The following is a 15,527-nucleotide window of genomic DNA, read 5'->3' as shown; positions in this document are numbered from 1 at the left end:
CGACGATTCGGTCGCGCTCGGAATAGAAGAGGGTAGCGCTATAGTGGGAGCCTGGCACTTCGTTGTTTGAGGATTCATTCCCCGTTCGAATGGTTACCTTCAAAGCCCGAATCATGCCTTGATGCATAAACATTTCGTCGCGCGGCAGTCGCAAGCCTCGTGTGCTTCGCAAACCTTCAACAGAGGCAACGATGATGAATTCAACCTGGGCAGATCAAGTGGCACTTGTGAGTGGAGCGGGCAGTGAGCTTGGAATCGGTATGGCCATTGCCCATCGTCTTGGGGCTCAAGGGGCCAAGTTGATCGTCACGGCAAGCAGCGCACGCATCAATGAGCGGGTTGCGGAGTTACGTGCCGCCGGCTTCGAAGCAGTGGGTCGATCGGTCGACTTGACTCAGGAAACTCAGGTGAGTGAATTCGTCGCTTGGGCTGAGGCCGTCTGGGGCCGCATCGATATTCTTGTAAATAATGCCGGTATGGCGATGCAAGGGAGTCCAGAACAGTTCTCCGAATTCACGAGTACGAGCCTCGAAAGCTGGAATCTTTCCATCGCTAGAAATCTGACAACTGCGTTTCTGTTAACCCAAGGGGTGTTGCCTGGGATGCGAGCGAGAGGCTATGGCCGCATAGTGAACATCAGCTCAACTACCGGCACACGGGCCAGTAATCCAGGGGAGGCTGCTTATAGTGCTGCAAAGGCGGGAATGGTAGGAATGAACATGAGTCTAGCTCTTGAGGTTGCTCATCAAGGTATCACTGTGAATTCAGTTGCCCCTGGTTGGATAGCTACAGGGTCGAGCACGCCTGATGAAGTCAAAGCCGCACGTTCTACGCCTCTCGGGAGAGCGGGGCGACCAGACGAAGTGGCTGCAGCCGTTGTATTCCTGGCTTCACCCGAAGCGAGTTACATCACCGGTGAGCTGCTCGTAGTGGATGGAGGCAATTGTCTGGTTGAGAACAAAGCTGATTAAGACTTTTTAGTTCCTGATAGGGATCTCAACGAGCTTGAGGGATTTTAGGGATATCGCCTGATCAGGTCGTGCGTCGACGCTCATTTTGCGTCTCCCGCACAGAAGTGCTGCTAAAGGACGTTGATATTGATGTCAATCAGCGTTGCCTTAGCTGCGGTGCGCCGACTCACTGGTCCAGCAAAAAACGCTCAATTTCCTCCACGGTACTGCGCGCCGTTCGGGTCACGCCGATCAGTGTCGCGGAAGCGGCGCCAGTCCAGTCGCCATAACCCACCAGCCACAAACGCGGTTCCTGAATCGAATGCGTACCTTTGACGGCCACGCGCCCGTCGGCGGAGCACACGCCCAGTGATTCCAGATAGCCGAGGGCAGGGCGGAAGCCGGTGCACCAGATCACCGCGTCGACCGGCGTTTGTGAGCCATCAGCCCAAGTCACGCCGGTCTCGGTGAAGCGCAGGAACGGCCGAACCGCGTGCAACACGCCGCGCTCCCGAGCCTCGACAACTGGCGGCACCATCACGATATCGCCCAGGCCGCCAACCGGGTTTTCAATGACCATGCCGGCCAGCTGCGCTTTCCAGCGCTCGGTGGCGCGTTCGAAGAGCACGCGTCCATCAACGTCATCGGCAAGAAACTCTGGCGGCTGCGGAGTGACCCAGGTGGCATCGGCCACTTGCGAGACTTCAGCGAGGATCTGTGCACCGGAATTGCCACCACCTACCACCAGGACTTTTTTTCCGGCAAACGGTTTGGCGTTAACGTAGTGGGCCGAATGCAATTGCTGGCCGGTAAAGGTTTCGCTGCCGGGGTAATGCGGCAGGTAAGGATGGCGCCAGGTGCCGGTCGCGCTGACCACGGTGCGGGCCAGCCAACTGCGACCTTGGGCTTTTACGTTAAGGTGATTGCCCCGACGTTCAATAGCGTTGACCCAGTAGGGCCGTTCGACAGGAAATTGGTAGCGTTGCTCATACTGACGCAGGTAATCGACTACGTTGTCGCGACTGGGGTAACCGTCAGTGACCGGAGGCATCATCCAACCGGCGATGGAGCTCCAGGTCGACGGTGAAAACAGTCGCAGGGAATCCCAGCCATGTCGCCACGCGCCACCCGGTGCTGCTTCGGCATCAATAATCACAAAGGAACGCCCGGTACGGCGCAGGAAGTAAGCCACGGCGAGTGCGGACTGGCCACCGCCAATAATCGCGACATCCACTTCGGCAGGCATGAGGAATCCTTGGGTCAGCGAGGTTCAGGTTAAGTTAATCCATTTGAAGCGGACGTTTGTTGATGTTGCTCAAGCGGAGGCGTTCTAAACCACAGCCCGGAACAGTGATACTCCCAGAACGGCGGCGCGCAGCCAGCCGAGACGATCGCTGCGATGAGATTCGGTGTTCATGGTTTAGCGGGACTTACTGTCGTTGTACGGGTCAATTGACAGTATTTAACAAGTGGGCGATGTCATTTGTTCATAAGCAGCTCATGAGCCTGAAATTACTGACTAACTGCTCTAGAAATTAACGCACCTGTTCATCGATTGATGTTCATTGACCTAGTTTCCTCGACACCCCTAGCCTCGCCGCCCCGACCTCTCACGGTCCCAGTCCAGAGGCTGATGGATGCTAGTTCAAAAAAACATGCTTTGGGACCTGGTTGAAAATCTGGCAGAACTTGGCAGGCTCAGAATTCAGCGGTGTGGTTTGTCCCGGAGCTGGTCGCTCATGGCACCTCCCAACAGCCTCAATTTTGAGGCTCGAAGGTCTCTAGAGAATCCGGGCCGATTCAGCCCGCCTTTATACGATAAACCACTTGGTAAGCAGGTCATGCAGGCCTAGAGGTTTGAACTCGCCGTGAATCGGGTTCTGAGATGCTCATATACCTTCAAATGTTTGAGGTCAGGTTTCGCTTTCTCCAAATTACAGCATCAAGCTCTGCCAGATTTTTCGCAGGGTATTTTTTGGCTCGGCTTAATGCGATCCGTAGCAAACGTGCTGATCGAATGTAGTTGGCGCCCTGGGTTGCCCCCCTTACCGTGGCGACACCCGTTTCCTGAAGCCAGTGTCGGATAGGAGAGTTGAGAACATAGTAGCGGTTGGGGAAAAGCTGGCAGAGCATTTCAGAAAACAAAGCGCCTCTTGTGCTAACTCCGGCGCCAGCTAGTCGGTCGATCTCAAGTCTAACCACCCTATCCCGTGACATTTCTGTGGCTTTGAGCACTCGCACCACGCTTATCGCCAGCTCTTGGAAGTTACTGTTCCGACCTTGGCGCTCCCACCCCGCGCCTTGAAACCGGTTGTTCCGGTAGTATGACCATAGATCGTTAAGCTGAAGATAGAATTCAGAGTCATCATTTGCCTGCCACCCCTTTTTGTCGGCCGCAGTGCGGAACGCTGCTATCAATTTCGAGCGGACTTTGGCGAATTGGCGCATCTGTGCGCGTCGTCGAGTCAACACGTCGTTCAGACGGGGCAAAATTTTAGGATCGGGTAGCACCAAATGGTACACCGCTGCATCGTCCGCCTCATCATACTGAACTTGGCGTTTAGGCTTACTCGGTTGCTCGGCCTCTTGGTAGCCAGCCAGCCAATTAGCATCAAGTGTTGCGCAGTTGTTCGCGAGTTTCTCGATCCATTTCTCAGCCGCTTTGAACGTCGTTTTTGAGATCAATGAATAACCATTGGCCTCATGGTTGGATGAGAATGCAGCTTTAGAGAGGTTCGAAGATCCCACCAGCGCGTAGCACGATCCGCCCACTTCACGCCAAAACACTGCTTTCGGATGGAAGCCCTGAATGCCCTCTGCTACGAGGAATTCCTCATGCCATTTCTTTGGTAGCCATTCAAGCACTCGCTTGCATGCAGCCCTGCGGGTGATACCGAAATCTTTGCCGACTATGAAGGTGAATGACTCGCACTGCTGACCAAGGTCTTCTTCGATATCCCAATGGGTGAGATAAGCGCTAACAATGTAGAGGTGGGTCGATTTCCGGAAAGCACGGCGATAAACGTCAGCAAGCTTTGATTTCGAACTGTCAGGAAGCAGCAGTAAATCCATTAGTAAAAATCCGTACTAGGTGAGGTGGGAACTGACTTATCACCAGGGCTACCTGCTCGGTTAATTCCCTTGTGAGAGCGCTTGTCTTCCTACTGCGATGTGTTGGCTAGATGACTGGATGAGCAACAGCTCAGTTTTCGCGGAGTATGCTGTACGAACGCTTGCTCATGCATCTGGGTGGGTGTATTGAATGGTGATGCGTACATTCGACCTGGACTAGCCCTACCAAACCGGACACCAACTCCCCGTTAAATTGATGCTGCCATTAAGCGCCTGAACTCCCTCGGTGAACGGTAGTTCAAGGCGCTGTGCGGATGCTGCTCGTTGTAATGTTCGAAGGCAATTGCCAGGTTACGCAGCGCAGTTTCTCGATCCGGCTTGGGCATGTGCGCCACGTAATCACGTTTGATCGTCTCCATGAAGCTCACTGCCATGCCGTTGCTCTGTGGGCTGCGTACTGGGGTGGTCACCGGGTGCAAGCCGATCTGTCGAGCAAACAGGCGCGTCTGTTCGGCGGTGTAGGCCGAACCGTTATCGCTGAGCCACTGCACCGGCGTTGCAGGCAGTTGATCACCGAAACGCTTCTCCACGCTTTCCAGCATCAAGTCTCGGATGTCATCGCCGCGGTACCCGGTTGGGCTGGCGACCCTGCCGATGGCTTCGCGATAACAGCAGTCCAGGGCGAAGGTCACACTCAGTTTGGCGCCGTCCTCACAACGGAATTCAAAGCCGCCCGAGTACCAACGAGTATCGCTGGTTTGCATCGCAATACGGCCTTCGTGCCGACGCGGCACGCCGGGTTGTTTGATCCGGCGTTCAAGCAGCAGGTTGTGATCACGCATCACCTGGTAAACCCGCTTCACGTTGATCGCGGGTAGCAACTGGGTTTCACGGGCGCGGCGTAGCAATCCCCAGACTCGACGGTAGCCATAGCTGGGCAGTTCGCTGACCTGTTGCTGGATTTCGGCCACCAACTCAGCGTCGTTCACAGGCCTGCTTCGCCGCGTCTCGGGCGATACCGATTGCTTGATTCGAACCGTTAATTGCGAGCGCGGAACACCGAGACATTCGCTGACCAGCTTCACTGGTCGCCCCCCGGCAACCAGGGTGAGTGCGCAATCCATTTTCTCGACCGGGCGATCTCCACGGCCTCTTTGAGGATTTCTGCTTCCATCGTTTTCTTGCCCAGCATCCGTTGCAGTTCACGGATCTGCTTGAGCGCATCACTCAGCTCGGAGGCTGGCACCACGGCTTCACCAGCACTGACCGCCGATAGGCTGCCGTCCTGATACAGCTTGCGCCACAGGAACAGTTGGTTGGCATTGATACCGTTGCGCCGAGCGACTACCGAAACACTTTGCCCAGGCTCAAGGCTCTCGCGAACCATGGCCAGTTTTTGCTCCGGACTCCAGCGTCGTCGCCGCTCTTGGCCCAAAAGCTCCCCACTCTTGTCGATGCTATTAGTCATAAACATAACCGTTTGCCTATCCCTTATCGTAAGGTGGAAACGGTGTACTGTCTTTCATGGGGCTCGTTCATATGGGAATTTTTGGGGAAAGGGACAGGGCACACTGATGCGCTTGCCGTCCTTGGAGAGCACCTTGAGCACAACAAAGATCTAGACGCTGATTTGCGATCGAGGCTATCTCAAGCTCAGGTAATCGACGGAATCTTCCGTATGTTCTGAGATGGCTGTGTTGCTGACAAAAGACAGTAAAATCGGGCTGCCAGGCCTCTCACTGCTGGGGTCCAGGCCTTCTAGACGTGCATCGTCGCTACTGCGCGCTCCACTTGCGCCAAGCAGATTAGCTTGCGAGGCGACATGCCCCCAAGGCGATGGCTCCATTGAGCCTCGATTGGGCGACGGCACTGTCTCACTGGTAACCAAAAGGCGCAAAAAAATCACCTGTCCAAGGACAGGTGATTTTCGTGTTTTCAATAACTGCTAAGAAAACTATAAGAAGACTTTCATCGCCCCGATCAAGATGCCGATCGTCACGGCGAGCATGGAAGCCATGCGAATGGACAATTTGAGGTCAGATTTAGCGATCTCCGCAGTCAGCCGATGATTGATATTAGCGATCTCAGCAGTTGCTTTACTGATCTCGGCAGTCAGCCGCTGGTCCAGGTTTGCAAGATCACTTTTCGTAGCGAGTAATGTGAGCATGTCAGATTCCAATGCTTGGATAACAGCTTCGGCTTTGAGCCCAGGTACGTCGATTGCGCGCAGCGCCTGATACATCGCCAGTTCCATTTTCATTAAGGCCTCCTAAAACAAAAAAAGGCCTTTCCCACGACGGGAAAGGCCCGTCGTGGGTGGGAAAGTCATGCTTCCATCGACACTCAAGTCGACTGACAGCGCTGCCGGAAGCTATGCGGTATGGTGGATCCTGCGGAGAACCGCAGCGCCGTCTTGAAGATCCTGGCGGCTGGGCTGCTGAACGAATCAGCGAGATGCATAGCAAAAATGCCTCTGAGGCCTTTTGCTGTCAATCCGGTAATCGGGTTTCGACTGTTTCCTAATGTTGTGTGAGGCTTTTCACTGCCCGCGTCACTCCCGCCTTCAGATTCGGTCTGTTGAGGATCAACATCGAGTGCATGATCTTTCGTCTGAGGTAAGTAGCGGTAGTCTGTGCTCGCTGATGTGCGAGTTCATGGCTGATAACTTGTCGAGCAATACGAATCTGAGAGCGCTGCACTGATTGCTCAGATCTGTAGTCGCTCACTGACCCGTCGTAGGCGTTTCTCTGCTGGGTGTGCGTTTCCTGAGCCGAAATTATGAGCCGATTCTCGCTAGCTAATGCGTTGCGTTTCGCCCAACACAGTGCCTCGCTTTCAAAGTCGCGCCTAAATGGAGGCCGAGATGGCATGGAACCTGAACTCAAGCGACGCGGCGGTCTATGAATCTTGAATGAAGAAAGGACTGCGCCAGACGCTAGCCGGGATAATGTCACTTGGTGGCGGGCGTTCCGCGTCGGCTAGTCAATGGACCATTGCCATCGCCCCGCTGCGAAAAAACAGTTGACTGCTGCGGCGTCTTTAAGCCCGCACGGTAAAGGGATTCCCCGGCGCTTTGCGACGTAGCCTTATGCAGAGCACCTGGCAGGCCAGTCGCACTCAGTAACTGGCGTGGCTGTTAGATGCCGGCCAACCGTTGGAACACTTGTTGGGCTATTTTGCTCAAGCAGAACACTATCCGCGGCGTCTGCGAGTAAATCAATCTTCTGGCCTTGAGCGCTGCGATTGAGGCGTCGCGTGTTGGCGAAGCAGGGCATTGAAAGCTGACGAGGTACGAGCCATCGCTCACTGCATCCACAACACCATGCGAGACACCGAGAAAAGGTAGAGGGTATCAAGTTTGGAGCCAAGCGAGCCGTAGGCTTGATGCGCATAAAGTATTGAACGTCCATATGACCCTGAAGGTGACTCGCGATGCGGGTGACTCCTGGGAAAAATCACCGCTGTAATGAGCCAGATCAGCGATCTGAAATGGTTATTGCTAATGCCTCCGAAGATGAAGCCCTAGTAACCCGGGGGAGTGGATCAAAACCTCGTCAACATCCGTGATCTTTCCACTCAAAGCCCTGCGGGAGCGAATCAAACCACTGCAGCCAGTCGAGAATTGTCACGGCTTGCAGTCGAACTCGCTACGCTCATCAAGCGCTTTCAGGTCTGACTGGATTTCTAGGCGCTTCGGCGTGGGCCGGGAAGCGCCCAACATTTTTGACTTCGATGCCCTAGCGCGCATCTCACCCCAGGGTTTGTTAAACAAGGATTGGAGGAGGGAGCGCACTCGCTGCGCTAGGCGGGTAAGATCGACTAGGCCACTTTGTCTTAAGCGCAGCGCTCGGAGAGACAATCGACGATAACGGTCGCCTTTGGACTTGCATTACTCAAGCTTATCCGCAGTTGCTCGCCGTTCTTAACCTGTTGAGCAAAACATTGATTACGGGTCGGATGCATCAGATTCCCCCTGTCACCGATGGTCTGTGCGCGGATAGCCCGGGGCCAACTCAAGGTTATGAACGCCATACAGAGCCCCAGGATTTTTCAGCCAGAGGCGAAACTCCAGCGGGTCAAGCGAGTGATCAGGACTGCAGTCGACTGACCATTGGCGCAAAGCGTAGCCCACTACCGCTGAGCGAAGGCGGATTCGCAGGGTAGCGCTTTCATCCATATCGAAGTCGAGCAGCGCGGTTTCGGGTCTCGCCAGTTTGGGGTGGGGGACAAGTTCCAGCTCCACTCGGTGGTTCCACTGATCATCTTCATCCATTAGTTCGTTAGGGAGAATTGGGCCCTGGACAGTACTCACGTCAGTGATGCGAGTGATCGCAAAATCTCTGAACTGACCGCTCTTTCGATCATATCCGCGCACATGCCACCTTTGCCCATTGTCGAAAAGCGCATACGGCACAAGCTCACGCTGGCTTTTCTCACGCATGGACTCATAGGCAATCGTGACGGCGTGACCCTGCTTAATGCCCCGGCAGATGGACGCAAGTATGTCGAGTCGAGGCTTCGCAAGCTGTGGTTGACCCAGGCAAGGAATACCAGGTGTCCATGTCGATGGCTCAGCATCGCCGAAGCCTCGACTGACCCACGTCAGCACCTGCTCGGAGGTGAACTCAAATATCGGTGTGAAATTTTCGGCCGAGGTGTAGGCCTTGGTGCGGCTGTCAAACACCAGATTGTCCGGTGCCAAGCGCCGATAGAGCGCTAGGTCACGGGTAGCTGCGGCCGTCTGCAGCTCGAAGCGCTGAACGATGTCCTGTCGCGACACCGCGCCACAAAACCAAGCCTGCAGCTCAATGAAAGCCAGTCGATCGCGCTGCTTCTGTGACAGCTGCGGAAGTTCTTCTCGCAAACCCACTGTATAAAACCTCAGTTGCAAGCTTATCTTAGGATCGTTATCGTCCGATAGCAAGATCATTTTGATCTCGTTATGCGCTCATTCTAGCCATTCAGTCTAGCCCTTCGCTGAGGGGTGCGCCATGTGACTCGTTGATCAGAGGTTTGCTATGTCACGTTTGCTCCGCATCGTTCTCATTGATTCGCTGTGTGCCGGCGACAAGGCCGAAGTGCTCGTTGATGCCAATACCTGCCTTACAGGTACCAATGGCATCGGGAAGTCGACCTTCCTGAAGCTGATCCCGCTGTTCTACGGCGCCAGTGCCGGAAGGATGGTAAAGGCGGGGACAAACACGTCCAGCTTTGCCGACCACTATTTGCCCAGCTTCACCAGCTACATCGTTTTCGAATATCTGAATCATGAGAATGTGCCGCGGTGCGCCGTGCTCCATCGCTCACACTCGGGATATGCCTACCGCCTAGTGAGCAGCGCATGGAACGCAGAGCTCTTGTATGTAGATCAAATTATTGGTCTTTTGGTCGAGCCGAGCAGTCTACAGCGTCGTGCAGCGAATATGCGAATCGACTGCACCCCCGAGCTCACCCCTCGTGATTATCTCAGAATCATCCAGTACAACACAGGTGTAGCGGATCTTGAGGGCATCAATTCAGTCGATCGCAAGCGCATGATTGCAGGGCTTCGGCGCTCCTATTCGCTAGCACCACTGCGGCATCACTTCGGCGGCATCGACAACCTGATGTTCTCGCTTCTGGAGTCCAAAGGCACCTTCGACTCCATGAAGTCGGCGATGAAAGAGATCCTCCAACAAGAGACAGGCGTTGAGAGTGTCGATCTTTCCGGGATGGATCTAGCCGCGTTCACTGGAGCGATCGACAGCCGCGCAAGCTTCTTGATCATGGAAAAGCAGATCAGACCCATGATCGATCGTCTTTCCCAACTGCACCCCAGGTTGGTCACCAACGAAGGTCAGCAAGGCCGCCTCAAACGAATCGCAACTGATCAACAGTGGGACGCTCTAGCTGCCACGACAACTGTTGTAGCAGAGATCCAGGAGGCCAGGGAACGCGAATCCGCCGCGTCCGAACTCTACAGCGAAAGAAGTGAGGCCATTCACGATCGGCTTGGCACAGCTCGTCGTACAGAGAAGGAGGCCCGGCGGGATGTTGAATCACTGATCAGTCAAAGGGACAGCTTTGATCAAAGCATCCTACCGTCGCTGATGAAGGACTATGCTTCCATGAGCGCCATGGAGGAGGGACTGCGCGCCATGGCAGGCGAGCATTCCATACTCGTCGAGCACGGCCAAGGTATTCAGCAACGGTACGACAAGCTTGAGACTGAGCTGATTCGTTCAGTGCTCGAGCGAAAACAACGCCGCACCAAAGAGGCCGAAACACGGCAAATGGAAACCCGGGAACAGACCCAGACCCAACTGGATCACCTGGAGCAGCAACTGGACTCTGCCCGGGAAACGCACAGTAGCGAGCTCGAAGAACTCGAGCAGAAGCACACCTTGCTGGCTACAACACTCGTAGAGCTCAAAAGCCAGGCCGCTTTCCTGAATTCCACTCGGTATCTACCGGAAACTGCTGATGCGATTCAGAACGAACAGCGGTCGATCGACCTCATCCGCGCCGAATTGGACAAGGCAACGATCGAAGTCGCCGACCACGGCGCCGAGCAGCGGCGATTCGCTCATGAGCAGCAAGCGGTAGCCGATGAGCAGCAACAGGTAGTAAGGCGTCGTGAGCAACTGCGCGACGAAGTTGAAACCCTCAACGGTCAACTCAATCCGAGCGAGGACACGTTGCTAGCGTTTCTGCGCTCCGAGTGCCCCGCCTGGGAGCAATCGATCGGTAAGGTCATCGATCGCAGGCTCCTTTTGCGCAATGACTTGTCGCCCGTACGCGCGTTCGAATCGTCGACTCTGTTCGGAATACAGCTTGATCTGCATCGGCTTCAGCCTGTGGCAGAGGCTGACAGGGAAGCTATCGAGTCAAGCTTGGCGTTAGCGAACCAGCACCTCATCGATATCGATGACGAACAGCAGCACCTGACCCGCAAAGCCTCCGTGATGCTGGATCAGCGCAAGCAGCACCAGTCATTACTTGTCGAGATCATCCGTCGCCAGAACAAGCACCAGGAGAATCTCCAAGCGCTGCAAGGCCACATCGCCACGTTGGAAGAAGAGGGTAAAGAGCACATCGGTAGCCTGCGATCTCAATGCGCTCAATCTGTAGCTGAGGCTGAGCGCAGCATGGAAGCCCATGTCATCCAGCGCGAAGAACTGAAAAGGTCTCAACAACAGCACCTGACCAACCTCAAAGGGATAGTGAACAAGGTCAAGGAAGAGCTTTCAGCTCAGTTGGATGAAATTGAACGGGTGAAAACAAGCGCCCTCGATGCGCTTGACAGAGAGCAAGCCGAGAAGGTGGACGGCTACACGGCTGCTCGACTCGTTGAACTCACGGAGGCCGGTGTGGATGGTGATGCCATCAAAAACCTTGAAGCAGAAATGATTGCTTTGGAGATGAAGCTCGCCACCCTGAATAACCACTTGTCCGATATCCGAAACTACCAGCGTTGGCTCAGTGATGACCTGCCCAAGCTCCCTACGCTCAAAGCCACGCATCTTCAGGCTTCAGAGCTCGCCAGCCGTATCCAAGTTGAAGTAGAAGAGTTCCAGCTAGCCAGGACTGAGCAACTAAATGCCTTCAAGGCCGCCTTGGCAGTGCTCTCTGAACGCCAGTCTGTGCTCGGTACGAAGCTATCGACACTGGCATCAATCTTGAAGCGCCTCGAATACACCCCAGTGGTGAATTCGGATCTCGATAGCCTGCGCAAGCTCACGCCGGCCGATCTCGAAGCTGAAATAGGGCGCCTGCAGCGCGAAGCCAATAGCCAGCGGGACGAGGGCAGGAGTTTATTCAGAAAGATCGAGCTGGGCATTATGGCCGGCCCGCGCGATACCGCGGAATTCGACGCGATCCAGGACATCGCGATGCGTTCACGCCAAGCGGATGGCACCGGTGAGAAAGCCTGGTTCCACGCCACGCCTGAATTGCAGATGTACATGGCAGAAGGTCATGACGTGCAGCGCAGCAAGCTGATCACCCGTGTCAGATCTCTATGTACCCAGGTCGCCGAAAACCAGTCAGTGCTCAATGGACTTCATCGCTCCATCATGGATCTCGGCCGCAAGGCCACCAAGAAAGTGAATGAGGTGCTAGCCGCGTTTCCCCAGTTTACCAACTTTGAATTTCGGGTGGTTTCCAGGATCCACGACATCAGTGCATGGGACGAGATCGAGGGGTTGGTGGAGCACTTCAACCGCTGGCGTCTCAAGTCCACTGGTGAAATCCCAACGGACGCTCTCAATGAGCGACTGATGTCCATGCAGCGGCGCATGAAAGCAGGCGGTTGGCTCTCCCCGAAGCTAGCGGACTGCTTTGACGTTTCGTTGAGCTGGATGGTCAACGGTGTTCAGAAGGTCGCTTTCAACACCACAGACCTGGGCGATGGGCTCAGTACAGGTCAGCTCAAGATCATCGTTGGGATGATTTACCAGGCGCTATTTGAGCTCATTCGACGTGATGCTGACTTCGATCTGCTGTTGCCGATTGATGAGGCGTTGGAGCTCGATGTGAATAATGCGTACACCTTGCTTAAATACTTCAACGCTCGTAATTCTCAGCTGATGCTCGGGTTTCCCGGTGGTGCTCCTGAGCTTATCCGTCACTTTACGCACCTTTATGCCCTTGACCGCCGGCCCTCTGGCGCCGTGTACGTCAAGCAGTATCAAGCTCCTGAAACTGACAGGCTTGCTGATTTGAATGATGCGCTAGAGCTTGATGACGGGCCAGATATCGATGGGCCGGAGGCATTTGTATGAGACAAACTTTGGAAAGTCTGCTGGGCGGCCGCTTCATTTGTCGCTACTCAAGTCCTGAGCTGTACAGCCAGCTCTGTGACGCCAGCTATGCCCGCGCTGTCGACCAGGCTCTGCAGCCATTGGGTCGGACACTGGGCTGGCTGGGCAGTATTGAGCAACCGAGCGCGTTTTTCTCACGCTTCGTGAGCCTCTCCAATGCGAGTGATCGCATTGCCGCTGCCGAGGAATTCAAGCATATCCGTGACGCCATTTGGCCAGTGGTGGAGTTCATCCAGCTCTGCGCCCGCGCTGGCAGGGGAGACGCCTGCCTGGTGCCTGGGGAGGAAGTGCACACCGCGCAGCTTCTGGCACAAGTTGAAAACAGCTCGATTTGTGGAGATCAGTTGCGCGATCTTGCGGGTCACGCCTTCTTCCGCAAATCCAAGCGCGGAGACAGCCACAGCGAGAAGCTCTCCGTCGTGCTCAAGACCATGGAGGAGGCGGGCTTCCTGGTCAGAAAAGGGGTTGGATCATCCATCTTCGTCGCCACGGGCAAAATGGCCTACATCTATCAGGCGATGTCCTGGATCGTGGAGCACCAGAAATTGGTTCCCGACGACGAAAGCGATGCTGCCGGCGATACACAGAGCGAGTTCATCCTGTGAGAGCCGAAGATTGGGCAACACTAGGTAAGCACCTGATCGCTAACGCTGCCACGCTCGAAGCCATCGTCCAGGCGGATGAGGAGGGCGCCGCCAAGCCAGAAATGATGACCCAGGGCATCATGTGGCTGATCAAGCAGCATCTGGTCGATGAGTTCGAAGGCAGCCTGCACCCTTCCTCCCTCCTGATCGACCTCGGTGTACGGATCAGTTCTCAACGCTTTGAGCTGTCCGCACCGGATCTCGAAGAGCTACTGCTCAAGATTGAGCAGGCTTGTGAACGCTATCTTCAAGCGAAGGATATATCGCTCGCAGATGCCGATAAGGAGCAGCGATCGATCTGGCTGGCAGTGCGCCAGGTCGTGACGCACCTGCGTGATGAGCATCGGGCAACAACTGAATTCATCGAAGGCCGATACGGTTTTTCTCCCCGGTTTGAAGATCGCCTTCGAGACATCCGGCAAGCCGTGGATCGCCTTGAACGTCTGTCCAACAAGCTGAATACTTTTGAGTACGATAAGCTATCAGGCTGGTGTAACGTTGATCGGACACTACGTCGGCTGCTGCTGACAACCCTTCATAGTGCAATCATGCGCCAGCGCACCCGCTTGGGTGACTTAATCACCCGGCTCGACCAGTTGGGAGTAACGGTAAGAAAACGTAACCGATTGCGCCAAGTGGTTCTGGCAGTCGAAAGCTGGCTCCAGGCTGGTAATGTTCCGGATCTTGAGGGCATTCTGGATCGGGCCGATGCTGCTGAGTGGGTATGCGCATCGCCCTTATACGTAGGCGGCTATCTGCATCCTCCCGTTGAAGACTCCCAGGCGATTGACGATATGGCGTTGCTCATCCACTCGTTGCCTGCTCCGAGGGTGCGCAAAGCCGTTGAAGATCTTGCGGCCCGGCCAGCAGCACGCGTGATCCCCACCGAGCTGGAAGTCGTCGAGGCCCCCATTCCATTTGCTCAACCGCACTTGGAGGCCATGCTCTTGGCTTTGAAAGAGTATCGTGTGCCGCAGAGCGCCAGCTGTTATTGGGAAGACAATGCCGAGAGTGAATACGGGGTGAATGTCTGGCTTTACGCGCTAGATGCCTATTACCGAAACCTTGTGCTTGTTGCGCAGAAAACTGAAAAACCCCTGCGATACGTGCTTGAGCCAGTAGCTGAGCCCATGCCCAGAGGCATCGCGAACCAACTCGTGACTGACCTTACTCTACGTATCAAAAGGCGCGGCGAATGAGCGATCACAGCGTTTTACGCAGCAAGCGAACTATAGAGATGATTAGCACGCTCGTGCGCATGGGCTTGGATAGTGTGGCGCTCGGCAAACTTTGGAAGACGATCCACCGAGACTATGGGATCGGTGAAGTCAGTGGCAGTAAGCTGTTGCTGAGCCCCGCTGACCGTCAAGCACTTAGAAGCCTCCTGATCGATAAAGCTAACTGGGATCCGGTTGAGTCCAGGAGGGTAGAAGGCTCAAGAATTGGGCTTGCGAGCCATACTCGCGTAGAAAAAGCTTCTAATGAGGTTGTCGGCCGGTTGTTGGCATTGGTGAGTAGCCCTCAGGGGAGAGTGGACTTGGGTGGTTCCCGCTTCATGATTCCACCCGGTGGATCTTTAGCGCTCCCAGTGGAGGTGCTGGCCGGCATTGACCGATTCGTGATGGTCGAGAATCTTGCAGTCCTGTTGGGCGCTCATCTATATCAAATGCCTGAGGAGCTTGCGGGAGTTCCGTGGGTCTTCAGGGGGTCGCCACAATTTTCACCCGCTACGGCTGCGATGCTGGCCGAGGAGACGCCAAATGTTTTCTATTTCCCAGACACCGATCCTCAAGGTTTGGCCAACAGCTTGAATGCAGCCAATTGCTCTGGGGTCATAAGCTGCAACCTTGATGGACTTCGTGAGCTCAAAGCTGATGGCTTGGATAAGCCGCATGACTACATGAACCAACTGCAGATGATGGATGGCCTAACCAGGTCGGGTCATCCGTTAGCACTCGTCCTCGGCGACCTTCGTACCGGGTTCAGTCAGGAATCCATGGCGAGACGGCAGCTGAAGATCTGGTGCAGCGTTACCGCTGATTGAAAGTGTAATGCGTAGG

Annotated in this window: 10 protein-coding genes; 5 read left to right on the top strand and 5 right to left on the bottom strand. The window is 55.1% G+C overall.

Going from position 1 to position 15,527, the window contains the following annotated elements; all coding sequences use genetic code 11:
* Positions 1–194 precede the first annotated feature (194 nt).
* Positions 195–971 carry an SDR family NAD(P)-dependent oxidoreductase gene (locus tag AC3IUF_RS15320; RefSeq protein ID WP_007913146.1) on the top strand — a complete coding sequence of 259 codons (777 nt, stop codon included), beginning with the start codon at positions 195–197 and terminating at the stop codon, positions 969–971.
* A 166-nt stretch (positions 972–1,137) separates the two neighbouring features.
* On the opposite strand, the gene AC3IUF_RS15315 is transcribed toward AC3IUF_RS15320, so the two are convergent.
* From AC3IUF_RS15315 to AC3IUF_RS15295, 5 genes are all read right to left on the bottom strand, one after another.
* Positions 1,138–2,196, bottom strand: coding sequence for an ArsO family NAD(P)H-dependent flavin-containing monooxygenase (locus AC3IUF_RS15315; protein WP_489278463.1), 1,059 nt, complete (start codon positions 2,194–2,196; stop codon positions 1,138–1,140).
* Between the two features lie 653 nt (positions 2,197–2,849).
* Positions 2,850–4,022 carry a hypothetical protein gene (locus tag AC3IUF_RS15310; RefSeq protein ID WP_489278461.1) on the bottom strand — a complete coding sequence of 391 codons (1,173 nt, stop codon included), beginning with the start codon at positions 4,020–4,022 and terminating at the stop codon, positions 2,850–2,852.
* 248 nt (positions 4,023–4,270) lie between these two features.
* A protein-coding gene (locus tag AC3IUF_RS15305; RefSeq protein ID WP_489278460.1) for an IS3 family transposase occupies positions 4,271–5,490 on the bottom strand; the annotation gives its coding sequence in 2 pieces (ribosomal slippage) (positions 4,271–5,151 and positions 5,151–5,490; 1,221 coding nt in all).
* A gap of 486 nt (positions 5,491–5,976) precedes the next feature.
* Positions 5,977–6,282: a hypothetical protein gene (locus tag AC3IUF_RS15300; RefSeq protein ID WP_489278458.1), complete on the bottom strand. Its 306-nt coding sequence runs from the start codon at positions 6,280–6,282 to the stop codon at positions 5,977–5,979.
* Between the two features lie 1,716 nt (positions 6,283–7,998).
* Positions 7,999–8,952, bottom strand: coding sequence for a WYL domain-containing protein (locus tag AC3IUF_RS15295; RefSeq protein ID WP_489278457.1), 954 nt, complete (start codon positions 8,950–8,952; stop codon positions 7,999–8,001).
* Between the two features lie 88 nt (positions 8,953–9,040).
* On the opposite strand from AC3IUF_RS15295, the gene AC3IUF_RS15290 reads away from it, so the two are divergent.
* From AC3IUF_RS15290 to AC3IUF_RS15275, 4 genes are read left to right on the top strand one after another with little or no spacing between them, the layout of a single operon-like run.
* Positions 9,041–12,784: an ATP-binding protein gene (locus AC3IUF_RS15290; protein WP_489278456.1), complete on the top strand. Its 3,744-nt coding sequence runs from the start codon at positions 9,041–9,043 to the stop codon at positions 12,782–12,784.
* On the top strand, positions 12,781–13,428 hold the full coding sequence (locus AC3IUF_RS15285; RefSeq protein ID WP_463396237.1) for a hypothetical protein: 648 nt from the start codon (positions 12,781–12,783) through the stop codon (positions 13,426–13,428). Before AC3IUF_RS15290 ends, AC3IUF_RS15285 begins: the two co-directional genes overlap by 4 nt.
* On the top strand, positions 13,425–14,666 hold the full coding sequence (locus AC3IUF_RS15280; RefSeq protein ID WP_489278455.1) for a hypothetical protein: 1,242 nt from the start codon (positions 13,425–13,427) through the stop codon (positions 14,664–14,666). Before AC3IUF_RS15285 ends, AC3IUF_RS15280 begins: the two co-directional genes overlap by 4 nt.
* Complete coding sequence (locus tag AC3IUF_RS15275) at positions 14,663–15,511, top strand: DUF7281 domain-containing protein (protein WP_489278454.1); 849 nt, start codon at positions 14,663–14,665, stop codon at positions 15,509–15,511. Before AC3IUF_RS15280 ends, AC3IUF_RS15275 begins: the two co-directional genes overlap by 4 nt.
* The last annotated feature ends 16 nt before the right edge of the window (positions 15,512–15,527 follow it).

This window comes from Pseudomonas sp. KH_040 (assembly GCF_057839305.1).
The sequence above is the reverse complement of the archived record's forward strand: the minus strand, read 5'-3'. Positions and strand labels throughout refer to the sequence as shown.

Coding starts and splice junctions, on each gene's coding strand:
- AC3IUF_RS15320 (WP_007913146.1), top strand. CDS start 195: ATGAATTCAACCTGGGCAGATCAAGTGGCACTTGTGAGTGGAGCGGGC.
- AC3IUF_RS15315 (WP_489278463.1), bottom strand. CDS start 2,196: ATGCCTGCCGAAGTGGATGTCGCGATTATTGGCGGTGGCCAGTCCGCA.
- AC3IUF_RS15310 (WP_489278461.1), bottom strand. CDS start 4,022: ATGGATTTACTGCTGCTTCCTGACAGTTCGAAATCAAAGCTTGCTGAC.
- AC3IUF_RS15300 (WP_489278458.1), bottom strand. CDS start 6,282: ATGAAAATGGAACTGGCGATGTATCAGGCGCTGCGCGCAATCGACGTA.
- AC3IUF_RS15295 (WP_489278457.1), bottom strand. CDS start 8,952: ATGATCTTGCTATCGGACGATAACGATCCTAAGATAAGCTTGCAACTG.
- AC3IUF_RS15290 (WP_489278456.1), top strand. CDS start 9,041: ATGTCACGTTTGCTCCGCATCGTTCTCATTGATTCGCTGTGTGCCGGC.
- AC3IUF_RS15285 (WP_463396237.1), top strand. CDS start 12,781: ATGAGACAAACTTTGGAAAGTCTGCTGGGCGGCCGCTTCATTTGTCGC.
- AC3IUF_RS15275 (WP_489278454.1), top strand. CDS start 14,663: ATGAGCGATCACAGCGTTTTACGCAGCAAGCGAACTATAGAGATGATT.